The 25,315-nt window shown below is 51.3% G+C and carries 20 protein-coding genes and 1 other RNA gene; 14 read left to right on the top strand and 7 right to left on the bottom strand.

What is annotated here, in order from left to right; genetic code table 11:
• The first annotated feature begins 114 nt into the window (after window positions 1–114).
• From ACT53G_RS06210 to ACT53G_RS06255, 10 genes are all read left to right on the top strand, one after another.
• Entirely contained in the window at window positions 115–1,269 is a 1,155-nt protein-coding gene (locus ACT53G_RS06210) for an ATP phosphoribosyltransferase regulatory subunit (RefSeq protein WP_338654320.1), read from the top strand.
• A 43-nt stretch (window positions 1,270–1,312) separates the two neighbouring features.
• Window positions 1,313–2,647 carry an adenylosuccinate synthase gene (locus tag ACT53G_RS06215; protein WP_313987762.1) on the top strand — a complete coding sequence of 445 codons (1,335 nt, stop codon included), beginning with the start codon at window positions 1,313–1,315 and terminating at the stop codon, window positions 2,645–2,647.
• A 15-nt stretch (window positions 2,648–2,662) separates the two neighbouring features.
• A complete protein-coding gene (locus ACT53G_RS06220) occupies window positions 2,663–3,247 on the top strand; it encodes a flavoprotein (protein WP_476168961.1) in 585 nt (194 codons plus the stop codon).
• Window positions 3,248–3,251: 4 nt separating this feature from the next.
• Window positions 3,252–4,739, top strand: a complete 1,488-nt coding sequence (locus ACT53G_RS06225) for a DUF6513 domain-containing protein (protein ID WP_476168962.1) — start codon at window positions 3,252–3,254, stop codon at window positions 4,737–4,739.
• Window positions 4,736–5,311, top strand: a complete 576-nt coding sequence (locus tag ACT53G_RS06230; protein WP_476168963.1) for a DUF447 domain-containing protein — start codon at window positions 4,736–4,738, stop codon at window positions 5,309–5,311. The genes ACT53G_RS06225 and ACT53G_RS06230 overlap by 4 nt, the downstream gene beginning before the upstream one ends.
• A gap of 8 nt (window positions 5,312–5,319) precedes the next feature.
• Window positions 5,320–6,045: a (5-formylfuran-3-yl)methyl phosphate synthase gene (locus ACT53G_RS06235; RefSeq protein ID WP_476168964.1), complete on the top strand. Its 726-nt coding sequence runs from the start codon at window positions 5,320–5,322 to the stop codon at window positions 6,043–6,045.
• A gap of 123 nt (window positions 6,046–6,168) precedes the next feature.
• Window positions 6,169–7,275: an OmpA family protein gene (locus ACT53G_RS06240; RefSeq protein ID WP_476168965.1), complete on the top strand. Its 1,107-nt coding sequence runs from the start codon at window positions 6,169–6,171 to the stop codon at window positions 7,273–7,275.
• A 104-nt stretch (window positions 7,276–7,379) separates the two neighbouring features.
• Window positions 7,380–8,717 carry a TRZ/ATZ family hydrolase gene (locus ACT53G_RS06245; protein ID WP_476168966.1) on the top strand — a complete coding sequence of 446 codons (1,338 nt, stop codon included), beginning with the start codon at window positions 7,380–7,382 and terminating at the stop codon, window positions 8,715–8,717.
• A gap of 19 nt (window positions 8,718–8,736) precedes the next feature.
• Window positions 8,737–9,435 (top strand): bifunctional 2-polyprenyl-6-hydroxyphenol methylase/3-demethylubiquinol 3-O-methyltransferase UbiG, encoded by a 699-nt coding sequence (gene ubiG, locus ACT53G_RS06250; protein WP_338654308.1) that lies wholly within the window; start codon window positions 8,737–8,739, stop codon window positions 9,433–9,435.
• A 4-nt stretch (window positions 9,436–9,439) separates the two neighbouring features.
• Window positions 9,440–10,084, top strand: a complete 645-nt coding sequence (locus ACT53G_RS06255) for an HAD family hydrolase (RefSeq protein WP_379076058.1) — start codon at window positions 9,440–9,442, stop codon at window positions 10,082–10,084.
• A gap of 44 nt (window positions 10,085–10,128) precedes the next feature.
• Here ACT53G_RS06255 and ACT53G_RS06260 read toward each other — a convergent pair whose 3' ends face one another.
• The 5 genes from ACT53G_RS06260 to ffs form a co-directional block, all read right to left on the bottom strand.
• Complete coding sequence (locus ACT53G_RS06260) at window positions 10,129–12,510, bottom strand: EAL domain-containing protein (RefSeq protein ID WP_476168967.1); 2,382 nt, start codon at window positions 12,508–12,510, stop codon at window positions 10,129–10,131.
• 216 nt (window positions 12,511–12,726) lie between these two features.
• Window positions 12,727–13,326, bottom strand: coding sequence for a recombination mediator RecR (recR, locus tag ACT53G_RS06265; protein ID WP_194747727.1), 600 nt, complete (start codon window positions 13,324–13,326; stop codon window positions 12,727–12,729).
• A 43-nt stretch (window positions 13,327–13,369) separates the two neighbouring features.
• Window positions 13,370–13,678, bottom strand: coding sequence for a YbaB/EbfC family nucleoid-associated protein (locus ACT53G_RS06270; protein ID WP_194747725.1), 309 nt, complete (start codon window positions 13,676–13,678; stop codon window positions 13,370–13,372).
• A gap of 25 nt (window positions 13,679–13,703) precedes the next feature.
• On the bottom strand, window positions 13,704–15,494 hold the full coding sequence (gene dnaX, locus ACT53G_RS06275; RefSeq protein ID WP_379076066.1) for a DNA polymerase III subunit gamma/tau: 1,791 nt from the start codon (window positions 15,492–15,494) through the stop codon (window positions 13,704–13,706).
• Window positions 15,495–15,620: 126 nt separating this feature from the next.
• Window positions 15,621–15,717, bottom strand: an RNA gene (gene ffs / locus ACT53G_RS06280) — signal recognition particle sRNA small type.
• A gap of 203 nt (window positions 15,718–15,920) precedes the next feature.
• On the opposite strand from ffs, the gene ACT53G_RS06285 reads away from it, so the two are divergent.
• The 3 genes from ACT53G_RS06285 to ACT53G_RS06295 all read left to right on the top strand — a co-directional run bounded on the left by ACT53G_RS06285 (window position 15,921) and on the right by ACT53G_RS06295 (window position 19,683).
• The gene (locus ACT53G_RS06285; RefSeq protein WP_379076069.1) at window positions 15,921–17,723 is read left to right on the top strand and encodes a GGDEF domain-containing protein; all 1,803 of its coding nucleotides are present in this window, start codon (window positions 15,921–15,923) and stop codon (window positions 17,721–17,723) included.
• A 118-nt stretch (window positions 17,724–17,841) separates the two neighbouring features.
• Entirely contained in the window at window positions 17,842–18,960 is a 1,119-nt protein-coding gene (locus ACT53G_RS06290) for a PAS domain-containing sensor histidine kinase (protein WP_338654301.1), read from the top strand.
• 81 nt (window positions 18,961–19,041) lie between these two features.
• Complete coding sequence (locus tag ACT53G_RS06295; RefSeq protein WP_275355394.1) at window positions 19,042–19,683, top strand: response regulator; 642 nt, start codon at window positions 19,042–19,044, stop codon at window positions 19,681–19,683.
• 71 nt (window positions 19,684–19,754) lie between these two features.
• Here the strand turns inward: ACT53G_RS06295 and pgi are convergent, their stop codons facing one another.
• The gene (pgi, locus tag ACT53G_RS06300) at window positions 19,755–21,407 is read right to left on the bottom strand and encodes a glucose-6-phosphate isomerase (protein ID WP_275355392.1); all 1,653 of its coding nucleotides are present in this window, start codon (window positions 21,405–21,407) and stop codon (window positions 19,755–19,757) included.
• 126 nt (window positions 21,408–21,533) lie between these two features.
• Window positions 21,534–23,750 carry a 1,4-alpha-glucan branching protein GlgB gene (glgB, locus tag ACT53G_RS06305; protein ID WP_476168968.1) on the bottom strand — a complete coding sequence of 739 codons (2,217 nt, stop codon included), beginning with the start codon at window positions 23,748–23,750 and terminating at the stop codon, window positions 21,534–21,536.
• Between the two features lie 220 nt (window positions 23,751–23,970).
• Here glgB and glgC point away from each other — a divergent pair, with 220 nt between their 5' ends.
• Entirely contained in the window at window positions 23,971–25,293 is a 1,323-nt protein-coding gene (gene glgC, locus ACT53G_RS06310) for a glucose-1-phosphate adenylyltransferase (protein ID WP_313987719.1), read from the top strand.
• The last annotated feature ends 22 nt before the right edge of the window (window positions 25,294–25,315 follow it).

The following is a 25,315-nucleotide window of genomic DNA, read 5'->3' on the forward strand; positions in this document are numbered from 1 at the left end:
ACACCTTGCGTGTGCTTTTTTGTTTGGATTTTAACGGAGTGCAAGGCTGACGCGACTTGCTGGCAGGTTGCTAAAGCCGTGCTTTCGGCAGGGGTTTGCAGGTATAATGGCGGGATGCATAATTGGTTACTCCCTGAATATATTGAAGATGTGCTGCCTGCTGAAGCAGCACGGCTTGAGTCCTACCGTCGGCAACTGCTGGATTTGTTCCGTGTCCATGGCTACCAGTATGTCATGCCGCCGATGATGGAATATGTTGAATCCCTGCTCACCGGGACCGGTCACGATCTGGATATCGCCACCTTTAAAGTGGTGGATCAACTGACCGGGCGCTTGATGGGCTTGCGCGCTGATACGACGCCACAGGCTGCGCGCATTGATGCGCATATGCTCAATCATGCCGGTGTCTCGCGCTTGTGTTATGCCGGGACCGTTTTGAGAACCAAGCCGGATGGCCTGGCGCGCACTCGTGAGCCTTTGCAACTCGGGGCAGAATTGTATGGTCATGCCGGTATTGCCAGCGATATTGAAGTGCAGCGGCTGATGGTCAAAGCCTTGCAGTTGTTAGGCATGCAAACCTTGTTTGTGGACCTGAGTCATGCAGCGATTTTCGCCAGCCTGTCGCATACCGCGCAATTAGGCCTGCCGCAAGAACAAGCCCTGCAAGCGGCTTTGCAAGCTAAAGACATTTCATTGGTAGAGCAACTGGTGGTGAATTTGCCCGAAAAATCCAGGCAAGCTTTTATTGCCCTGGCCCAACTCAATGGTGGCATTGAGGTGTTGGATCAGGCGCGTGAAGTATTGCCTGACTCAGAAGGGATTGAACAGGCTTTGCTTGAGTTGGAGGCAGTCGCGAAAGCGCTGGGTGATCGTAATGTGACGGTGACCATTGATTTAAGTGAGTTGCGTGGATATCACTACCATAGCGGCATCGTCTTCGCGGCCTATGCCAAAGGCTATGCTGGCCCCATTGCACTGGGTGGCCGCTATGATGAGGTGGGGGCTGCCTTTGGCCGTGCACGCCCGGCGACAGGCTTTAGCCTGGATCTGCGTGGTGCTTTACTCGCCTTGGGCCCTGCGACCATGGACAAAGGGATTTTGGCGCCTGCAACGCAGGATGCTGACTTGTTAGCCCTGATAGAGACCTTACGCGCGCAAGGTCAGGTGGTGGTTGAAGCCTTGCCTGATGCGCAGGTGGATTATTCTGAATTGGCCTGTGACCGTCTGTTGCAAAAGGTGGATGGTCGCTGGCAAGTGGTGGCTGTGTAATACGCCGCCTCTTTAATTTGTATAGACAAGATATTGATTGAACATGACACAATTTAAGCAAGCAAAGAACGTCGTTGTGATTGGCACCCAATGGGGCGACGAAGGTAAAGGTAAAATTGTTGACTGGCTGACCGACCATGCGCAAGGTGTGGTGCGTTTTCAGGGTGGTCACAATGCGGGTCACACCCTGGTCGTCGGCCAAGGGGATGCGCAAAAAGTCTACAAGTTAAACCTGGTGCCTTCTGGTATTGTGCGCGATGGCGTCAATTGCTATATCGGTAATGGCGTGGTGCTGGATACCACCCATTTGCTGCATGAGATTTCCACGCTGGAACAAGGCGGGCTGGATGTTAAAAACCGTCTCAAAGTCAGTCCTGGCTGTCCATTGATTTTGTCTCATCACGTTGCGGTTGATTTGGCACGTGAAGCCAAGCGCAGCGCCGAGAAAAAAATTGGCACTACAGGCAAGGGCATTGGCCCTGCCTATGAAGACAAGGTCGCACGCCGCGCCTTGCGTGTCTATGATTTGTTCCACCCTGAGCGCTTCGCCGAAAAGCTGCGCGAAGTCATGGATTATCACAATTTTGTATTGACCAATTATCTTGGTTCTGCTGCGGTAGATTTCCAGCAGCAATACGATGCCAGCATGCAGCACGCTGTGGCGTTGAAGCCGATGGTGGCTGATATTTCTGCGGCGTTATATGAAGCCAATGCCCGTGGCGAACACTTGCTGTTTGAAGGCGCACAAGGCACCTTGCTGGATGTGGACCATGGCACTTACCCCTATGTGACTTCCAGCAACTGTATCGCTGGCCAAGCCTCAGCAGGGACCGGTGTTGGTGCCAACATGCTGCACTATGTGCTTGGTATTACCAAAGCCTACACGACGCGTGTGGGTGGCGGCCCCTTCCCAAGCGAGCTGGATATTGAAACAGAAGGCGCACCAGGTTACCAGATGTCTCACAAGGGACAGGAAATCGGGACTGTGACCAAACGAAAACGCCGCTGTGGCTGGTTTGATGCTGCAGCCTTGCGTCGCTCTGCGCGAATCAACGGCTTGACTGGCTTGTGTATTACCAAGCTGGATGTGCTGGATGGCATTGAGTCACTGGATATTTGCACGGGTTACAAGCTGGATGGCAAAGTGGTTGATATGCTGCCGGTCGGTGCGGATGACGTCGCCCGTTGTGAGCCGATTTATGAAACCGTGCCAGGCTGGAGCGAAACCACCTTCGGTGTCAAAACCTGGGATGCATTACCCAAAAATGCGCAGCATTACCTCAAGCGTCTGGAAGCGGTCTGTGGCGTGCCGATTGCCATTGTCTCGACTGGCCCGGAGCGGGATGAAACCATCGTGCTGCAACATCCTTTCGCCTGAGTAAGGTGACTTGACATGCGTGCACAACGATTGGCATGGGCAATTACCGGTTCCGGCCATTATCTGCGAGAGTCATTGGCCATTCTGCAAACCTTGCAGGAGGTCGATATTTACCTGAGCCGTGCAGCGGCCGAAATTATCCAGCAATATGGCTTTCAGGCTGCACTGGAAGCCACTGGCCACAAGGTCTATCAGGACAAAACAGCCAGCAGCGTCCCGGTCGAGCGTTTTTATGAGGGCGTATATCACACGCTGGTGATTTCACCTGCGACGTCTAATACTATCGCCAAAATGGCATATGGCTTTTCGGATAGCCTGGTCACCAACCTGTTTGCGCAAGCAGGTAAAACGCGGATCCAAAGCATTGTGTTTGCATGTGATACGGCGCCAGAGTTGGAGTCGGAAGCACCCAGAGACAACGTGGTCAAGGTCTATCCACGCCAGATCGATCTGGATAATGTGGCCCAGTTAAAACGCTTTGCGGATACCACGGTCGTTGAAGACATGGCTGGTTTGCAGCATGCGATCATGGCGCGTCTGGCAGTCGTGCATGAGTTGCATTTGCATCAGGGCGTACAGGTAGAGCACACTCACGACTAACACCATGAATCGACTGCTGTTTCTTACCGGAAAACTGGCAGAACACAGTCTGCATCAGGTATTACAAGCGATACAGGCCGACAGTAAACAGTCTCCGTTTGAATATGAAGTGAAACAGATCGGGGTGTCTGTTGCGGCATTGATGACGCCGCCCCTGATCGCCCGCCGCTTACCCAAAGTCGAGAATATTGATAAAGTCATTTTACCTGGTCTCTGTCAGGGCGATCTCGGCCTGCTGGAGTCGCAGTGGGGTGTGCCTGTAGAGCGAGGACCTAAAGACTTGAAGGATTTGCCACAATATTTTGGTCAGCAAGGAAAAGTGCCCGATTTAAGCCAGCATAGTGTGCTGATTTTTGCTGAAATTGTCGATGCACCAGATCTGACGGTTGAGCAAATCATCGCCAAAGCGCAGCATTTCAAACAGCAGGGGGCGGATGTCATCGACCTCGGCTGCCTGCCGGGAAAAGCATTTGCGCATATGACAGAGAGCGTGTGTGCGCTCAAGTCAGCAGGTTTTCAGGTAAGTGTAGATTCCATGCGTGAAGACGATCTGCTGGCAGCGGGTAAAGCCGGTGCCGATTACCTCTTAAGTCTGCATGAAAACAGTCTCTGGATTGCAGAAGAAGTCGCTTCTACCCCCGTGTTGATTCCAGCCAAGCCTGGTAGCATGCCCAGCTTGCAACGTGCCATCGAGCACTGCCTTAAACGGGAGCTTGCGTTTATTGCCGATCCTATTTTGGATCCCATCCATTTTGGTTTCACCGAATCGATTGTACGTTATCACAAGCTGCGCAAAAAATATCCGGATATCGCGATCATGATGGGCGTGGGCAATCTGACCGAATTGACAGATGCCGACACCACCGGGATTAACGCCATGCTGTTCGGGATGATCAGTGAGCTGAATATCAACGCTGTGCTGGCGACCTCGGTCAGCGCGCATGCCTGCGAGGCTGTGGCTGAGGCTGATATTGCCCGCCGTGTCATGTACCGCGCCAAACAGGACAAACGGTTGCCTCGTGGCTATGATGCCGGCTTGCTTGGCCTGCATGATCGCAAGCCGTTTCCTTACAGTGCGGCGGAAATTGCTGAGATGGCCAGGCAAATCAAGGACCCCAGTTTTCGCATCATGGTGAGCGAAGCGGGTGTACATGTCTACAATCGGGATGGTCTGCAGCAGGCAACGGATCCCTATGTTTTTTATCCAGAACTGCAGGTGCAAGACGATGCTTCGCATGCGTTTTATTTGGGGGTAGAGCTGGCTCGCGCCCAAATTGCCTGGCAACTGAAAAAACGCTATGTGCAGGATGAAATGCTGGAGTGGGGCGTTGCCTCAGTCGCCCAAAACAAGCAGGCCAAAGTTGCACATCGTGAGGCTTCCATCAAAGAGCGTCAGGAAGCGACTAAACCTGATCAAGCCAGTGGTGCCACGGTTCACGCATCAGCGAAAAAGCCCGTTGGTAATTCAACCAGCCCGGAAAACAAAGAATGATTTACGAAACCATCATCACCACGTGCTCTCCTGAAGGTGAGGTGCACATTGCGCCGTTTGGGATCCAATGGCAGGCAGGGCGAGTGCTCATCATGCCTTACCAGCCCTCAACTACCTTGCAGAATATTTTACAGACCCGGTCGGCCGTCTTAAATCTGACCGATGATGTTCGTGTTTTTGCTGCCGCTATTGCCAGAAAAAAAATGTTTTCCACCTTGCCAGTCGGGCATGGCCACAGCGTGCGGCTAACTGACTGTCTGGCGCATCATGTATTAAGCCTCGATACAGTCGAGCCGGATGAAAATCGACCAAAATTATGGATGCAAGTGGTTGAAAGTCAGACACATGCGCCATTTATGGGCTTTAACCGTGCCCAGGCGGCAGTGGTTGAATTGGCCGTACTTGTCAGCAGGCTGCATCTGTTGCCTGCTGAGAAAATTACGCAAGAAATGCAGTATTTACAAATTGCGATTGATAAAACAGCCGGCCCCAACGAGCTTGAAGCCTGGCAATGGCTGGTGGATTGCGTTAACAACCACCAGGCACAGCAAACAGGCATGCAGCAGGCATAAGGATATCTATGCGCATATTAGTCAGTGTAAATTCGGTTGCCGAGGCGCAGTTGGTACTGGCCGCTGGAGTCAGCTTGATTGATTTGAAAGACACCAGTCATGGTGCGCTCTCTGCATTAAGTCTGTCGCAGTCGGTTGCCATTATGCAGGTAGTGAATGGTTACAAAAAACAACATCCCCATGCAGACATTCTGGTCAGTGCCACCGTGGGCGATACTGCTGAATCCGTGGCTGCATTGCTGGAGTTGATCCAATCCCGTCTTGAGATTGGCGTGGACATTATCAAGCTACCGGAAGCCATTTGGGATCATCCTCTGTATGCAACGGTGATTAGCCAACTACTTGCGGCAGGCACGCAGATGGTTGCGGTGTTTTGCCCAGATAGTTTATTGCAAGCATCTACGCTTGAGTTGCGCTTGAACAAGCTCGCCAGACAAGGGTATGTTGGGGTTATGGTCGACACGATAGACAAGTCTAGCTCAGTCTTGGACTGCGTTTCTATATCGCATATTCAGAAATTTACCGAGATAGCCAGACGCTTGCAGTTAATGGTCGGGGTGGCCGGCGGACTCAGACCGGCATATTTGGCGCAATTGCGTTCGCTAGAGGCGGACTTTTTGGGTTTTCGTAGTGGTTTATGTGAAAAAGGGTTAAGGCAATCAAACCTGTTGGCTGAATCGATTGTGAGCGTTGTCAGGCAGCTGTCAGGAAACTGTTGCAAAATGAGCGCCTAAACCAATAAATACTTGGGCTTGTAGCTCTCTAGGCTTGCGCCTCTTGCACTGTTTGCGTATAGTTGGGTTTGTAAGTATTTTCAAAGATGTGGCGAAAATGCCCAATAACAAAGGAGTCAATGAATGAAAAAAAGTTTTTTAGGCTTGGCAATTGCTTCTGCATTTGTTTTTGCATCGCAAGCTGCGCAAGCTGAAGACATGTACCGCGGTGCTTGGTATGTTGTGCCAGGTGCAAGCTACATGCACACTGATAGTGATCTGGATGCAGATAATGCCCGTGGTGGTTTCTTGTCCATTGGTAAAGAGCTGAGCGAGCACTGGGACATTCAAGGTCGTCTGGGTTATAACCGTGCTGATGAAGATACTGGCATTGCGGGTGCAAGTGGTAAATACAAACAAACCACTTTGGGTTTGGACGCATTGTATATGTTCAGTCGTGAAAAATTCCGCCCATTCCTGTTGGCTGGTATTGGTGCAGCCCGCAATGATTTAGATTACAACATTCCAAACGTTGATATTGATGGTAAAAAAACTTCTTGGATGGCTAACGTAGGTTTAGGTGCCCAGTATTTGTTTAATGATAAGTTTGGTATCCAAGCTGATCTGCGCCATCAATGGAGCAGAGCACGTTTGGTAGCTACCGGCCCTGGTGGAACAGCTGGTGATTCTGGCCGTGTTGATAACACATTATTTAATATTGGTGGTATCTTCCGCTTTGGTGCACCAGCACCAGTGGTTGAAGAGCCAACACCAGAGCCAGCACCAGCACCTGTTGCTGCGGCTGAACCAGCTCCGGCACCAGCACCAGCTCCGGCACCAGCACCTGTTTGCAAGCCAGTGAATGAGACTGTGACTGTATCTGCTGAAGAGTTGTTTGGTTTTGACAAGGCAAACCTGAAAGAAAAAGGCCGCGTTACATTGGATGCGGTTGCCGCGAAGATTAAAGAAAACCCTGAAATCAAAGCTGTGATCGTCACTGGTCACACAGACCGTATCGGTTCAGATGCTTACAACCAGAAGTTGTCTGAGCGCCGTGCAAAACAAGTGGCGGACTACTTGGTTGCTCAAGGTGTAGACAGCAGCTTGATCACTGCTGAAGGTAAAGGTAAATCTGAGCCAGTTGTTCAGTGCGAAGGTAAAAAAGTAAGCAAGAAATTGATCTCTTGCCTGCAACCTAACCGCCGCGTTGAAATCCGTGCAGAAGGTACGAAACAAGAAGGTTGCCAATAAGCACTGACTTGTGAGTTTAAAAAGCCACGCAATTGCGTGGCTTTTTTGTTGCTGCACGCAGGCGGACTTTCAATTTGCCAGCCTGCCTCAGTTATAATCCAAGCATGAGTGAATCCCAATTTATCATCAAACCACGCTGGCTCGTTACTATGGATGAAGGGCCACAAGTGCGGGAGCAGCATGCAATTCTTGTGGATGCTGGAAAAATCAAGGCGATTGTACCCAAATCCGATATCCCGGATTGGGCGGTTGACTGGCCCGTCGTTGATTGTTCACAACATGTCGTGATGCCCGGGCTGATCAATTTGCATACTCATAGCAGTATGAACCTGTTAAAGGGATATGCTGATGATTATGCGTTGATGCCGTGGTTGAATGAGCATATCTGGCCAGCAGAAAAGAGATGGGTCTCACCCGCTTTCGTACAGGATGGCAGCTTGCTGGCTTGTGCGGAAATGCTGGCAGGCGGAATCACCACATTTAACGATATGTATTTTTTTCCGCAAGCGACCATAGAGGCTGCCAAACGCACAGGGATACGCGCACATATTGGCTTAACTATCATGGAGTTTCCCAGTAATTATGCGGCAACTGCCAGTGAATATATCCGCTTGGGCACAGAAGTGCGCGATCAGTATAAATCCGAGTCCTCTATCAGTTTTTCTTTTGCGCCGCATGCCCCCTATACGGTGAGTGATCAAACCTTTACCGACGTTGTCACACTTGCCGAACAGTTGAATCTGGGGATTCATACGCATTTGCATGAAACCCAGGCGGAAATCGCGCAAAGTCAGGAGCAATTTGGTGTACGGCCGTTGCAGCGTTTGCAAGCGCTGGGGGTAATTGGTCCCAGCACCGTATTGGCGCATGGAGTACACCTTGAAAAGTATGAACAGGAGACCCTAGCAACGTTAGGCGCGCATATCGCGCATTGTCCAAGTTCTAATCTGAAATTGGCGAGTGGGATTGCGCCGGTGGCATCTGCGTTGCGTTCGGGGATCAATATCGGTTTAGGCACTGATGGTGCCGCCAGTAATAACCGGCTCGATTTGTGGCAGGAAATGCGCACAGCGGCCTTGCTTGCCAAGGTATCAGCGCAACAGGCAGAGGCTGTGCCAGCTTATCAGGCGCTACAGATGGCAACCATTAATGGAGCCACGGCACTGGGGTTGCAAGCACAGATTGGCAGCATTAGCGTCGGTAAGCAGGCTGATCTGATTGCGGTTCGTCTGGATGAGCTGAATAGCTTGCCTTGTTTTGACCCGATTTCTCATCTGGTGTATGTGGCTAGCCGCGAGCAGGTCACCCATACCTGGGTCAATGGTCAATTACGGTATCAGCGCTTACCAGATGGCCAGCCACAATTTGCAGGCATTGAGACCGAGGCATTACGGTCTATCGCTTTGCAGTGGCAGCTCAAGATGCAACAGCCCGCAGATTAATTTTGTTTAGGAAAACATCATGGCCAATGTCGAAATTGCAGAAGTAAACAAATTTGCTGAACTGGCACACCAGTGGTGGGACCAGCAAGGTGTCTTCAAACCTTTACATCAGTTGAACCCAATACGTTTAAATTATATTGACAGTCGCGCGTTGCTTAAGGGCAAACAGGTGCTCGATGTCGGCTGTGGTGGCGGTATTCTGAGCGAGTCCATGGCACAACGTGGTGCCCACGTGATGGGGATTGATATGGCAGACAAGTCGCTGCAGGTGGCGCAATTACATGCGCTTGAGGCAGGGGCCCAGGTTTCGTATCGCTGTATTGCCGTGGAAGCGCTGGCTGCAGAAATGCCGGAGCAGTTTGATGTGGTGACCTGCATGGAAATGCTGGAGCATGTTCCCGACCCATCCAGCGTGGTGCGTGCTTGCGCTGCACTGGTCAAGCCGGGGGGGCAATTGTTTTTTTCCACGCTTAATCGCAATGCCAAGGCATACCTGATGGCGGTGGTCGGGGCTGAGTATGTCCTCAATCTGCTTCCCAAAGGCACACATGATTACAGCAAGTTTATCAAGCCGTCTGAGTTAGCGAGCTGGTTACGTCAATCTGGACTGGAGTTACAGCATCAGACTGGCGTCACTTATGACCCTTTCAGTAAACAATATAAATTGACAACAGATACCAACGTCAACTACATGCTACATGCGGTCAAAGAGGATTGAGCGCATGCAAGCCGTATTATTTGATCTGGATGGGACGTTGGTAGATACCGCTCCAGATTTGGCATATGCACTTAATTTGCAGCGTGAACGGCATGGATTGCCCTTTTTACCAGAAGTGACGATTCGCCCCTATGCCTCGCATGGGTCTCGAGGGCTGCTGGAAGTCGGATTTGGTCTGTTACCGGATCATGCTGAGTTTGAACAGATGCGCACTGAATATCTGGAGTTATACACCAAAGTCATGACCCGTCAGCCACAATTGTTTGACGGCATGGCAGAGGTGTTACAGGAGATTGAGCAGCGGGGGCTCCGCTGGGGCATTGTCACCAATAAGCCACGCCGGTTTACCTTGCCTATGATTACACACATGGCGCTGGATAGCCGCGCGGGTGCGGTCATCAGCGGGGATGATGCGCCCCAGCCCAAGCCGGCGCCCCAAACACTGTTATTGGCCTGTGAACGTATGCAGCTTGATCCTGAACAGGTGGTGTATGTTGGCGATGCCGAGCGAGATGTGCAGGCCGGTAATGCAGCGGGCATGACAACGCTGGTGGCTTTGTTTGGCTACCTGTCAGACATGGATCGGCCTGAGGCATGGGGTGCGGATGGCTGTATCCAGCAGCCCCAGGACTTGCTGGCGTATTTATAACTGAGCAGATTCCGCGCCAATTTATCATTGCGCTTGCCGCTCAGCTAATTGCGCTTGCTGCTGAGTACCGCCATCGCCGCAATATTAATATCTGCGACTAAAATACTAGCCAGCTGGCCGTCCTCACCCAAAATAGGCAAAGAGACCGTGAGGCAGAAGTCTTCGGTTGCGGTAGACAGATAAATGCTTGAAATATAAGGCGCCTGAGTTTCTGCCACGCGACGATAATAGGCTTGTTGGCTCCGGTCTATGCCTGCACCGCCAGCCTTGATTTTTCCATACATGTTGGGATTTATCCAGTTGGCATAGCGCTGTACACCGTTTGGCTCTAACTCAAAGATCACCTCAAAGAAGGGGAATTCGGCAAAGCAGCTGTCCAAATCATGGGCGCCTGTCGAGCGTTGCGTGTGTAGCAGCGACTGTAAGGCGGACAGTGCTTTTTGCTGCCAGTCTGAATAAAATTCTTTTTTTGGCAGGATGGTTTGTGGCGGCGTATCTTCTACAACCACAATGCTGCCAATATTGGCTTTGCCTATCTTTTTAAGCAGCGCTGCGCGTTCCGCGGCAATGACGCTGTTTTCGAGCTTGCCTTGTTTGCCATTCACCACCGCAATCGAGACACTGGCGACCGGGTGATCCTTACCATCTTCAGTGGTGAAAAATCCTCGTTCCAGATCTGTTGCGTCATACAGATGCACGGCCAGGGCCTGAAACTGGCTAATGATATGCAATAAGGTGTCATTAAGGGTAGGCACCTTATGATCATAGATCAGCACAAAGTCATCGCCACCAATATGGCCTACCATCACGCCCGCTTTATCCTGAAACTCCTGTCGGATGATTTCGGAGAGGAGTCGTATCATGGCATCGCCACGGATAAAACCGTAGCGGTCGTTATAGGCCTTGAAATGATCCAGATCTATGTAGATCAGTTGCGTATTGGGATTGTTACGCAAGCTGTTATCCAGGGTTTGCCGGAGTGTCGGGCCTGTCGTCAGATGGCTTAAGGGGTGAAGATTGCCGGTAGCAGTTTTGCGGCTGATCAACTGAGCCATGATTTCCATCGGCTGCAAGATACCGACATAGCCGCCTTCGTCATTGACGGTGATCCAGATGTCGATATTGCCACGCTCCAGATAAAAAATGCGCGCCAACACCGAAGAGGGCAGTTTATGGTTGATGACCTTGGGCAAGGGGTCGCAACAAGCACCCAGGCCTGTGGGTTTCTTGGAGAATACTTTGCCCCGCCGCAATACCCCCAGCGGTTTTTGCCCGTCCAGCACCACCGCCGTTGCAATATCGGCATGCGCGTTAAACAAGCGTCTGGCTTCAGCCAGCGTGCTGCTGACATCAATTGTCAAGCCGTGACTAATATATTCACCAATATGAAAATCATCAGGAATATGCGAACGGTGGGCTTCATCCCGTACGGGCAGTGCCGCCACCTTGTCGCTCGGCGTGCTTTGTGGCTGGGCAAAATAATGGCCCTGGGCATAATGCAGGCCTAAATCCTGGCAATAGGTAATATCCTCTACGCGCTCCAGCCCTTCAGCGATAATGGTGCATCCCAGTCGTTGCGCCATCGAAATAATCGCCTCAAGTAACACTGTCCTCACACGGCTGCCTTGTGCTTCATGCACAATGGCACGGTCTATCTTGATAAAGTCAGCCCGTACCTCAGCCAGGATGCGCAAACCGTTAAAACCGGAACCCATGTCATCTAGTGCGATGCGCAGACCATGCATACGGATTTCATCACAGTAACGCGCCAGTACTTCGGGATTGGTTTTTTCACTCTCAACAATTTCGATGACGATATCCCGTCGATCAATCTGCTGCTGGTTCAAGAGGTTTAAAATAAAATTGAGCCAGCCCGGACTCATGATTGTTTGTGGCAGCACATTAATAAAGAGGGGCTTGTCCACAGAAATTGATTGTGACTTGCCCATCAGCGCCAACTGTTGGCAGGCCAGGTCTAACTCGTGGCTGCGTTTAACCTCAGTGGCAAGGGCGAAAGCCTCCATGCCGTTGAGCCACTTGCCTTCTGGTGTTTTCAGTCTGCACAAGGCTTCAAAGCCAAACACTTTGCCACTCTGGCCAAAGTCGACAATCGGTTGATAATGCATTTGCACATGTGGCGTCAGCTCAGACAGCAGCCACGGGTATTTATGCCTAGCATAAAAGGTATTGAATGGCATGGTGGCCTGCAAGGCTTCCATTGGATGCATGGCCTGCTTGTCCTGTGACACCAGCACCCAGGTATCTCTGAGTGTATGTGCAGGCTCCTCGGGAATGATACGGTCTAAAATCTGCAGTAGTTCTGCTTCAGTCTCATAACTGAAAGATGCGGTGTTGATGCCTGAAAAATGCGGACTTTCAGAGTTGGTATGACTATTGGCGTCAAAAGTATGCAGAAATAATTCCATGGAATACGACCTTGCTTTTATTTTTATTAGCTCACGATAATGACGACTCGCCTGATTAACAACCGGGAGGGCGTCATTTGTATAACGACAGGACAGCGTGTTTATGAAGAGAGAAAACGAAGATAAAAGACAAGTCTGCTTAAAAACTTGTTAAGGTCTTGGCACAAGGGCATCAAATCTGGCAGTCATCTTGACTGCTTGACGATTGCTTTGCTGTTAAGTGACGGCTTTTCTTTCCAGCAACGCGGTAGACAGCGTGCCACTGTCCACATACTCAATCTCACCACCCATCGGCAGCCCACGCGCAATCCGGCTGACGCGAATGCCACGCGATTTGAGCATCTGCCCAATATAGTGTGCAGTGGCTTCACCCTCGGAGGTAAAGTTGGTGGCAATAATCACTTCGTTTATCGCGCTGTCCTGTGCACGTTTGAGCAGTTTATCCAGGTGAATGTCTTTGGGCCCAATGCCATCCATGGGCGAGAGTTTTCCCATTAATACAAAATATTGGCCCTGATAGCTACGCGTATTCTCCAGCATCATGAGGTCGGTCGGCATCTCCACCACACATAGCGTGGATTTGTCTCTGTGGGTATCCTGGCACACGCTGCATACGCGATGCTCGCTGAAGTTGTTGCAATAATCGCAATGCGCCAGCTTATCCAGCGCCTGTTGTAGACTGGCTGCCAGCTTTTGTGCACCTTCACGGTCACGTTGCAGCAAGTGATAGGCCATCCGCGTGGAGGATTTAGGCCCCACGCCCGGCAGACAGCGCAGGGCACTGATCAGCTGATCCAGAACTGCCGGGTGATTCACGCCTGGTCTCCGCGTCGACGATAATATGGGTGGGCGTCAGGCACTAGAACGGCAACTTGAAGCCTGGTGGCATCAGGCCACTCATTTTCGCTGAACTGGTCGCTTCGGCTTTCGCTTTCGCATCTTTCAACGCAATCATAAGCAAGTCTTCCAGTGTTTCTTTGTCATCCATGGCCGCGTCATCAATCTGTACGCGTTTCACATCATTGCTACAGGTCATGGTCACTTTGACCATGCCATTGCTGGCAATACCTTCCACCTCAGTGTTTGCCAGTTCTGCCTGGGCTTTTTGCATATTGGCTTGCATCATTTGGGCCTGTTTCATCATATTGCCCATGCCACCTTTCATCATTGTCTGCTCCTGAAGTTACGTGTGGTTAATGTAAGGGTTTAATGGAATTTGGCACTATCGTTGCGCCCATTTCCTGCATCAGGCCTTGCACAAAGCGGTCACTCATAATCGCTTGTGTAGCCTGATCCTGTAATTCTGCTTTTTCGACGGCCAGCTGTCTGGCGGGCGTATTGGCTTCCTGGCTGGTGGTGATGATCAGTTGCAAGCGGCGGCCAAAATGGCTGTTTAAAGCAGCATTGAGTTTTTCGAGATAATTGGCACTGGCCAGGTGTTTATGTGACTCGCTAATCCGCAATGTCATGGCATCGTCCTCAAACTGGACCAGCTCGCAATTTTGTGCCAGTGCGCGTACCAGGCCCAATTTGCTCAAATGGTTCTCTACCAGCGCGCGCCAGTTGCCATCCCAGTCCAATGCAGCGCTTGTTTCTTGCGTCTCAGGCATTGCAACATGTACTGCTTCACTGGCAACGGCTGTCGGTGCTGGGGCCGAAAGCGCTGGCTGCGACATTTCTGCCAGGGGGGCAGTGGTGAAAGATGCGCCTGGTTCAGTAGCACTTTCGGGAGCCTGTTCCACCGCACGCTTGCGCATCGCATGATCCGCTGTTGCAGGGTTGGTTGCGCTGCTGGCTTGATAACTTTGCGCCAAGGCGGCGCGCGCGCTGCCAATACTCGGAGCGCTGCCACGGCCATGACCTTCTGTGCTTGACGGGGGCGCGGGTGTGGTAGCCGTTGCATCGGCTTTAAATGCCAGCATACGCAACAGCGTCATGGTAAAGCCTGCATAAGCATCCGGGGCCAGGCCAATATCGCGGTGACCTAAAATAGCAATCTGATAATACAGCTGCAGCGTTTCTGCGGGCAAGGCTGCAGCAAGTTCCAGCAAGTTCTGCCGCTCGGGGTGATCGTCCGCAATCGATTGCGGCGCGTATTGCGCGACAGCTAGCACATGCAACAAAGCTGCAAGGTCGTTCAGGGCACTTTCAAAGCCAATGCTGCGCGACTCCATTTGCTGTGCGATATTGAGCAGGCTGGCTGCATCTTGTGCGATCAACGCCCGCAACAAATCATACAGGTAGCTCTGGTCAATCGCCCCCAGCATGCTACGCACATCGCTTTCACGGACGGACTGGTTGCCATAAGCAATTGCCTGGTCGGTCAGTGAGAGCGCGTCACGCATACTGCCATTGGCCGCACGCGCTATCAGCTGTAATGCGGGCGCCTCAAATGGAATTTGCTCCTGGCTCAGAATGTCTTGCAAATGGGCGGTAATGGTACTGCTGGCCATTTGGCGCAGATTGAATTGCAGGCAGCGCGACAAAATGGTGACCGGGACTTTTTGTGGATCTGTGGTCGCCAGAATGAATTTGACGTGGGCAGGCGGCTCCTCCAGCGTTTTCAGCATGGCATTAAACGCCTCTTTGGTCAGCATATGCACTTCGTCTATCATGTAGACCTTGAAACGGCCGGAAGACGGTGCGTAGATCGCCTGCTCCAGCAAGCTCACCATGTCTGCGATGCCACGGTTAGAGGCTGCATCCATTTCCACATAATCTACATAACGGCCGATATCAATCGCACGGCATGCTTCGCATTCGCCGCAAGGCGTTGCGGTGATGCCGGTCGCACAGTTCAGCGATTTTGCCAGAATACGGGATAGGGTGGTCTTGCCGACGCCACGGGTGCCGGTAAACAGGTAAGCATGATGCAGGCGCTGTTGGCTCAGAGCATTGCTCAGGGCCTGGACTACATGGTCCTGGCCCACCAGACTGGCAAAAGATTTGGGGCGCCATTTACGCGCCAACACTTGGTAAGACATCGCGCACTCTACTGATTAAAAGCAATAAGGCAAACCTGTACTTTAGCCTAATTTGCCGACTCATGCTTGCCACAAACCATAACATTGAGATCAACGCTGGCATGACAAACAGAAGGGCTGGAGAGAAGGGGCGAGCCCAACCCCCGGCACTTGCTCGATAGTTGTGGCTGCTTGCTTCCGCACCTGACCAGGTTGGCTACCTTACAATGCGGGGAGGCCCGCGGACGCTATTGTAACGCAAAAACGTTTTTTTACCGCCTTATTTTCGCCGTGCCCCATTTCACCTGCAGAGGTAAAGCTTCTGAAATAAACAATTATTTACCTTCTTATACACCAATAAATTCCAATCATCGCCCCGCATAATATTTGCATCCTATTAATTTTAGTGTGATTTGGCAGAAAACGATGGCAGCAAACGGATCATCCATGACAGCTTCAGAAGTTGCACGTGAAACCATCAAGCAAATGGCTGTCAGGCGTGTCGAACCGACACCGGACAATTACATGCAAATTTACTATGAGATTGCAGGTAAACCGGTGAAGGAGGATGCTGCCAGTGCGTTGCGCAAGGCACTGAAGCAGTTGCCCCACGACACCCTGGAGCAAACCAACTGGATTAACCGCTGGGAAAAAGTCCTGAAACAGGATAACTGGCAAGGATTGGGGGAATTGCTGACTGAGGCCATGCAACAGCAGCTTAGTCATTCCACCAAATGGCCCAAGGCGATTCGTGTTTTATTGCAAGCCTGGGACGACAAGCGCAGTGGCATAGATACTGCCAGAAAGCGTGAGACGCTGGAACGTGTGCTCATTAATTTTGGTGATGACGAGAGCCTGTCCGACAAGTTGATCGGCATGGCGAATATGTGGTTGCCTTCTGAAGCCCGGGTTGAGGGGATTGCCTTGACTGATGCGGCTGACGCGGCCACAGCATCGACGTCGCAACCTGTCTTGGATATATCCAGTGAACAAGGTTTGCCCTCTGAAGTACAGCAGTTCCATGGCGCTTTTACCATTTTGCAGACCTTGTTGAAGCAAACACTTTACCTGGGCTTGATTCCCCGTTTGCAAGGGTATCCAGACTTGCAGGCGGAAGCGGTGGCCTTGCAGGAATCTGCCGAGCGCGCCAAAAAGCTGAAAGAGTGGGAGGCTTTGGCCAAGTCACTCAAAGCGTTATTGATGCGGGTCGAGGTGATTGGCGCGCAAGAAGATGACGTGCGCGGCGACATTATCGACTTGTTGCATTTGCTACTGGAAAATATCGGTGAACTGGTGGCTGAAGATAGCTGGCTGAGTGGTCAGGTCTATGCTGTACAGTCGATTATTACCGGTCCGCTGGATAGAACCAAGCTTAAACAAGCCGAAAAAAGCCTCAAAGAGGTTATTTACAAGCAAGGACTGGTCAAGCACAGTCTGATTGAGGCGAGGAACTCATTTAAAACCTTAATCAGTACTTTTATTGATAAGCTCAAATATATGGGTGAAGCCAGCGAACTCTACAGTGGCAAAATCGAGACCTATGCCAAAGAGCTCTCTCAAACTGATGATTTGATTAAAATTAATGAGCTGGTCAACCAGTTGATGCGCGATACTTCTGTCATGCAGACCGACATCCTGCGTTCGCGCGATGACTTGCTTATCCAACAGCGCAAGGCAACGGATACGCAAGACCGTATTGATCAATTGCAACTGGAGTTGCAGCAGTTGAGTGAGGTCGTCAGAATTGACCAACTCACCGGCGTGCTCAATCGCCGCGGTATGGACGATGCCTTCCAGGCCGAGATTGCGCGTTTTCAGCGTAGCGGTGAGTCATTTAGTGTGGCTTTGCTCGACATCGATAATTTTAAATCGCTTAATGACCAGCATGGGCATGCCGCCGGGGATGCTGCGCTCAAACATCTGGCTTCAGTGGTTAAACGTGCGGTGAGGCCGACGGATATTGTGACCAGAATGGGCGGCGAAGAGTTTGTTGTCATTCTGCCCAAGACCGACTTGCAAGAGGCGGTGATCATTATGTCGCGCTTGCAGCGATCACTGACCAAAGAGTACTTCATGGGTAATAACCAAAAGCTGCTCATCACCTTTAGTGCAGGCGTCGCCTTGTTCCAGAAAGAGGACGATGTCAGTGCCATTTTGTTGCGCGCAGATCAGGCCATGTACCTGGCCAAAAAAAGCGGTAAAAACCGGGTGATGACTGAAACTGATCTAGTTGGCAGCGTCAATCCCTAGCTTGTGCGCTTGGTCAGCACTTTGTTGATCGACAGCGGTTTTATCCGGGATCACTGACTGTCATATCCAGCCGTGGGTTGGCATGATATGCTAGCTGGCATCTTGATTGAGGTGCCATGTGTCTACGCCAGCCAGCCATTTTCCTATTGATAGTGTCCAACACGCCTTGCATGAAAGCGAGCGCAGATTCTCCGCCATTGTTTCCAGCATTCCTGGACTCGTGTTCCAGATGCATATGACTGCAGATGCTCAAGTGGTTTTTACTTATGTGAGTGAGGGCTGCGAAGCCTTGCTGGGTATCCCGGCCGCAGCATTGCTCAAGGATGCCAACACCCTGTTTGATGCCATGGATCAACCTTCCGCCCATCTGTTCAAGCAAAACTTGCAAAAATCCGCCCGGCAACACAAGCGCCTGGATTGGGAAGGACAAATCTGGATTGCCGACTGGCAAGACATGAAATGGGTCAATATCCGGGCTACCGTGCAAGACTTGGGGCAGGGCGCGGTGCAATGGGATGGCATTATGCTCAATATTAGCCAGAGCAAGCATGAAAAACAGGAGATCGAGCAAGCCAGGCAAGATCTGCAGGCACTGACGGCGCACTTGAACCAGGTCAAAGAGCAGGAGCGCGTGTCGATTGCGCGTGAAATTCATGATGACCTCGGCGGCAACCTGACCGCGATGAAGCTGGGCTTGTCGACCATCATCCAGCAAATTGAGGCCGGTGAGCCGGTCAACCTCGAGCAAGCGCATTTGTTGCAAGGGATCATCAACCAGACGTTTGATTCCGTACATCGTATTTCTGGCAATTTGCGACCCAACATTCTCGATCTGGGGCTGGTGGATGCGCTGGAGTGGCAGGTGAGCCAGTTCAAAAAACAATTAGGCATCTCGGCAAAATTTCTCACCAATTGTCATGATTTGGAGTGTGATCCCGACCAATCCATGGCGTTGTTCCGGATTTGTCAGGAGGCGCTCTCGAACATCGCCAAATATGCGCAGGCCAATGCGGTCGAAGTGGAGCTCAGCCTCAAGGATCAGCTGTTATTCATGAACATCACGGATAATGGCATCGGCATTGCCCCTGCCGACAAGATCAAATCGAACGCATTTGGCCTGAGAGGTATGCAGGAAAGGGCCGCGGCACTGGGGGGCGAGTGCCAGATTGAATCTTCCAGCGCCGCGTCTGGCACTTGTATCCGGGTGCAAGCACCGTTCAAGCCCGCAGAGTCGTGACAGAATGGCTGATCCGATTTACAATCAACAGCGCAGTTTCTGGATTAGCCATGGTGCAACCAGCAAAACAGAGGGGTCAGGTTGGATATACAAAAAATAAAAGTCATTATCGTAGATGACCATGCCATCTTACGTTCTGGCATCAAGCAAATATTGCTTGCGAGTGGGGATATTGATGTCGTCGGTGAGGCGGAGAATGTTGCGCAGGCGATTAAATGTGTACGTGAAGTGGCTGCCGATGTCATGCTACTGGACATTTCGTTGCCGGATAAAACTGGCATAGAAGCCTTAAAGCTCATCAAGCGAGAAAATGCTGCGCTCAACATCTTGATGCTTTCCATGTACATGGAAGAGCAGTATGCCGTGCGCTCCATTCGTTCTGGCGCTTCTGGCTACCTGTGCAAGCATACGGCGTCAGAAGAATTGCTCACCGCCATACACACGCTGGCCAAAGGCAAAAAATACATTACCCCCAACGTGGCAGAGATTCTGGCCGAGCAGGTGGGGAATGATTATGCGGTGGCCTTGCACGAAACCCTTTCAGATCGCGAGTTTCAGGTCATGCGCATGATTGCTTCCGGGCAGTCAGTCAGTGAGATTGCAGATAAACTCGCATTGTCGGTGAAAACGGTCAGCATGTACCGGACGCGGCTGCTCGAAAAAATGCATCTTAAACATAATGCCGATATCACCCATTACGCCATCAAGAACCAATTGGTTTAGGGGCGCTTGAGATAGCACCGCACAATAAAAAAAGGCCTCAATAGAGGCCTTTTTTAATATTAATCAATATGCTATGAAATTTTCTTCGCGTAATTGATTAAGCCGTTGGTTGAGCTATCAAAGCTGTTTACCGGCTCGTTGGTATTCAGCTGTGGCAGAATTTGGCTCGCAATCTGCTTACCATATTCCACACCCCACTGGTCATAGCTGTTAATGTCCCAGATCATGCCTTGCACAAAAATCTTGTGCTCATAAAGCGCAATCAGTTTACCCAAGGTAAAGGGTGTGAGCTGTTTAAACAGGATAGACGTGGTTGGGCGGTTGCCTTCAAACACTTTATGCGGCAGCAGATCTTCCAGTGCCTGGCCGCTCATGCCTTGTGCTTCCAGTTCGGCACGTGCTTCTTCACGGGTTTTGCCCAACATCAAGGCTTGGGTTTGTGCCAGGAAGTTAGCCAGCAGGATTTTATGGTGCTGATCGTCTGGGCTACCCACTTTGTAATGGCTGTTGGCTGGCATCAAAAAGTCTGCCGGAACCATTTGTGTGCCCTGGTGAATCAACTGGTAAAACGCATGCTGGCCATTGGTGCCAGCTTCGCCCCAGATGACCGGGCCCGTTTTGTAGCTGACGCGGCTACCGTCACGGCAAATAAATTTGCCATTACTTTCCATGTCTGCTTGTTGCAGATAGGCCGCAAAGCGAGACATGCCCTGGTCATAAGGCAAAATCGCGTGCGTATCAACATGGAAGAAATTGTTGTACCAGACACCCAGCAAGGCCATGATGACAGGCATGTTCTGTTCCAGTGGCGCCGACAAGAAGTGCTGATCCATGGCGTGACCGCCTGCCAGCAACTGTTCAAAGTTGTCCATGCCGACATAGAGCGCAATGGACAGACCGATGGCTGACCACAGGGAGTAACGACCACCTACCCAGTCCCAGAAAGCAAACATGTTGTTGGTGTCTATGCCGAATGCCTGCACGGCCTTGGCATTGGTGGACAGCGCGACAAAATGTTTGGCCACATGCTGATCTTGTTTAGCTGCTTGCAGGAACCAGCGGCGCGCTGAGTGCGCGTTGGTCATGGTTTCCTGGGTGGTAAAGGTTTTGGAGGCAACGATGAACAGGGTGGTTTCAGGGTCGCAGACTTCCAGCACACGCATCAAGTGCGCGCCATCAATGTTGGAAACAAAGTGGGCTTTCAAGTTGGGGCTGGCGTAGGGTTTTAACGCATCACATGCCATGACTGGACCGAGGTCTGAGCCACCAATACCGATATTTACGATATCGGTAATCCGTTTGCCGGTGAATCCTGTCCATTGGCCGTTGCGTACTTGCTCGGTAAAGGCCCGCATTTGCGCCAGTACGGCGTTCACTTCTGGCATCACATCCTTGCCATCCACATACACCGGTGTATTACTGCGGTTACGCAGGGCGGTGTGCAGCACTGCACGCTTTTCGGTAATGTTGATTTTTTCGCCGCTGAACATGCGGCTGCGCCATTGCTCAATATTTGAGTCGCGCGCTAACTGGAATAACTGGGACAGGGTTTCTTTAGTGATACGGTGCTTGGAGTAGTCCAGCAGGATGTCGTCCACCGTTAAACTGAATTCTTCGAAGCGTTTGGGGTTTTGGTTAAACAGATCGCGCATTTGAACATCGCGCATTTCAATTTGATGCTGGTTCAGCGCATGCCAGCTCGGATGTGTGGTTAGTTTTGCCATGTCGTGTTGTTACTATCGTTTTTCAAGTCAATTAAATTTACGGGGCCAGACAAGGCAATCTCTGAATTTTCTTGTCTGGCCAAAAATCTTTACTGCCAGGCTACATCATATAGTCAGTGTAACCAGTTATTGTAACTGAAGTATGACACCCCCAAGTGGCGGCAAGTTTAGGCTGATGGAGGCTGGCTGGTTCATCCATGGCACGGGGTCACTAGGACAGCCGGAACCATTACCAACATTGCTGCCACCATAACAAGCGGCGTCACTGTTAAACAATTCCTGATAGTAACCCGATTGTGGTACGCCCAAACGGTATTGATGGCGCGGTACCGGTGTGAAATTAAGTAGGATTATAACAAAACTATGGTCTTTGCCGCGTCTGACGTAGCTTAATATTGATTGCGCGGCATCTTCGCAGTCTATCCATTGAAAGCCCTGTGCATCAAAGTCATGGGCATGGAGTGCGCTTTGATGGCGATAGAGCCAGTTGAGGTCCTTGCAAACGCGCTGTATACCTCGATGCAGGTCATGGTCAGCAGCAGTGTCTTCAAGTAAATGCCAGTCCAGGCTTTGGTTGACACGCCACTCACGGCGCTGGGCAATTTCATTGCCCATAAAGTTGAGCTTTTTACCTGGCATGGTCATTTGCAAGGTCATCAACAGACGCAAGTTGGCGAATTTTTGCCAATCATCCCCAGGCATTTTTTCGAGTAAGGACTTTTTGCCGTGGACCACTTCGTCGTGCGAGAACGGCAGGACAAAGTTCTCGGAATAAGCGTACATCTGACCAAAGGTCAGGCGATTATGGTGGTATTGGCGGTAGACCGGATCCAGTTGCATGTAGGTCAGGACATCATTCATCCAGCCCATATTCCATTTCATACTGAACCCCAGGCCCCCGGCATAGACCGGTCGCGAAACGGCGGGCCAGGCCGTTGATTCCTCGGCTATCGTCAATGCGCCGGGGAAGCGTTCGCCCACCATCACGTTCAGTTGCTTGAGAAACTCGATCACGTCCAGGTTTTCACGTCCGCCATAGACATTAGGCAACCATTCTCCATCTTTGCGCGAGTAATCCAGGTAGAGCATGGACGCCACGGCATCCACACGCAAGCCGTCAATGTGAAACTCTTGCAACCAGTAATAAGCATTGCTGAGTAAAAAGCTGCGCACTTCATTGCGGCCATAATTGAAAATATAGGTGCCCCAGTCCATATGTTCACCCAGGCGGGGGTCGGCATGTTCATACAGCGCCGTGCCGTCAAAACGCGCCAGCGCCCAGTCATCTTTGGGGAAGTGACCAGGGACCCAGTCCAGAATGACGCCGATATTGGCGGCATGACAGCGGTCAATAAAATACTTAAGATCATCCGGACTGCCATAGCGCTGGGTGGGGGCAAAGTAGCCCGTCACCTGATAACCCCAGGATTCATTCAGCGGATGTTCGGCAATTGGTAACAGCTCGATATGGGTATAGCCCATCTCTAGCAAATGTGGAATCAGCGCCTCTGCCATGGCGCGATAGCCCATAAAGTGGCCGTTTGGGTCTCGTTGCCAACTGCCTAAATGCACTTCATAACAGTTAAAGGGGGCATGCAGCCAGTCATGCTGCTGGCGTTGCTGCAACCAGCCATCATCTTGCCAGGTATACTTGCTGTGGCAGATACGATTGGCCGTGCCGGGCCTAGGCTCAAAGGCTCTGCCATAGGGATCGGCCTTGAGCATGACATAGCCATGCTCGCGGTTGCGGATCTCAAATTTGTATAAATCATGTTCGGTCAGGTGGGGAATAAACAACTCCCAAACACCGGTGCTACCAATGACACGCATGGCATGGATACGGCCATCCCACTGGTTAAAGTTGCCAACTACGCTGACCCGTGACGCATTGGGCGCCCAGACAGCAAACCGGACGCCTGGCACCCCATTCACCTGCATGGGGACTGCGCCCAGGGTATTGTAGGCCTGGTAAAAACGACCTTCAGCAAACAGATACAGGTCATCGGCAGACACGGTGCTGTCAAAACCATAGACATCCAGGGTTTCGTAACGGCTAGCTTGCCCCTTGGGCTGAACTTGCAGTAGGGCAGGGGTTGAAATCGGATTATCTGACTCGTAAATAAACAAGCCCTGGGCATGCGCCTGCTGCATGGGCTGCCAATTTTTGCCATTGTTGAGCCATACTTGTTCTGCCGTTGGTATGAACACACGCACCTGCCAGCGCTTGGTTTTCGCATCCTGATGCGACCCCAAATATTCAAAGGGATTATGATGGGTGGCGTCTAAAATCCGTTGCAAATGATGATTGTCGGTGGCAATTTGATGAGAAGCTTTGGCAGTCATGCTGTCGGTATCCGGTTAAGCAGATTCCATGCTATCAAAAAAAGTTAAGATTTACGTCATTCGCCCCCGGAATTTCGTTGTCTTTACCCCAATTATCATGCAGACTGTGGATGTCAGACCTGCAGATGCAAAGCCTTGTGTCGTCTCTGCTGAAACGCGCAACGCTGACAATAATGACTGTAGGCTGGTTCCCAGGATCAGGAAAAACAGGAATAGCATCATGTCTCAAGTAGCAGAGTTTGTTGAACGTCGTAAAGCCAACCGGCGGCAAGAACGTCCCTCCGACCGGTTTATCAGTAACCTGACGAAAAATACCGTTGCCATTATCCTGGCGGGTGGTCGTGGCAGCCGGTTAAAAAACCTCACAGACTGGCGGGCCAAACCGGCTGTACAGTTTGGTGGCAAATTCCGCATTATCGACTTCCCCTTGTCTAATTGCATTAACTCTGGCATCCGCCGCATTAATGTGGCGACCCAATACAAAGCGCAAAGCCTGATTCAGCATGTTCAGCGCGGCTGGGGCTTTTTGCGTGGGGAGTTTAACGAATACGTCAACATTATTCCTGCCCAGCAGCGTCTGGGCGAGGAATGGTACAAAGGCACGGCTGATGCGGTCTATCAGAATATTGATTTGCTGCGAGAGAATGGCGGCGAATATATTCTGGTCCTGGCCGGCGACCATATCTATAAAATGGACTACGGCAAAATGCTGGCGACGCATGCACGCAGCAATGCCGATATGACCATTGCCTGCATCAATGTGCCGCTCGAAGACGCCAAAGGGTTTGGGGTATTGGAGGTGGACGCCACCGACCGCGTGATCGCCTTTGATGAAAAGCCAGCGCATCCCAAGCCTAGCCCGAACAATCCCGAGGTGGCTTTTGCCAGCATGGGTATTTATATCTTCAATGCCAAATTTTTGTACGAACAATTGATCCGGGATGCTTATGACCGCAAGTCACACCACGACTTTGGGCAAGACATTATTCCTTACATCATCAAAAAATACCGGGTACAGGCGCACCGATTTACCGATAGTTGCGTTGGTGCACAAGGCAACAACTTTTACTGGCGGGATGTGGGAACCATAGATGCCTACTGGGAAGCCAATATGGAGCTGACCAAGGTGATTCCAGAGCTCAATCTGTATGACAGTGAATGGCCGATCTGGACGTATCAGGAACAACTGCCGCCGGCCAAATTTGTATTCAAGGATGAAGGCCGTACGGGCAAGGCGACAGACTCGCTGGTGTCAGGGGGCTGCCTGATCAGTGGTTCTTGCGTGTCTAACTCAGTGCTTTTTTCCGGCGTGCATGTGGCGGATTATTCCGATCTGGATGGCGCTATAGTGCTGCCCAAGGTCAAAATTAACGAGGGGGTCATCATGCGCAACGCAGTGATAGACCGCGGCTGCGAGATTCCTGCTGGCATGCAGATCGGTGTCGATCTGGAGCGCGATAGAAAGCGCTTTCATGTCTCTGAAAAAGGCATCGTATTGGTCACACCCGACATGCTGGGCCAAGATTTATACCGTGTGAAGTAGTTTTACAGTCATTGAATGAGTG

This window comes from Methylophilus sp. DMC18 (genome assembly GCF_056314005.1).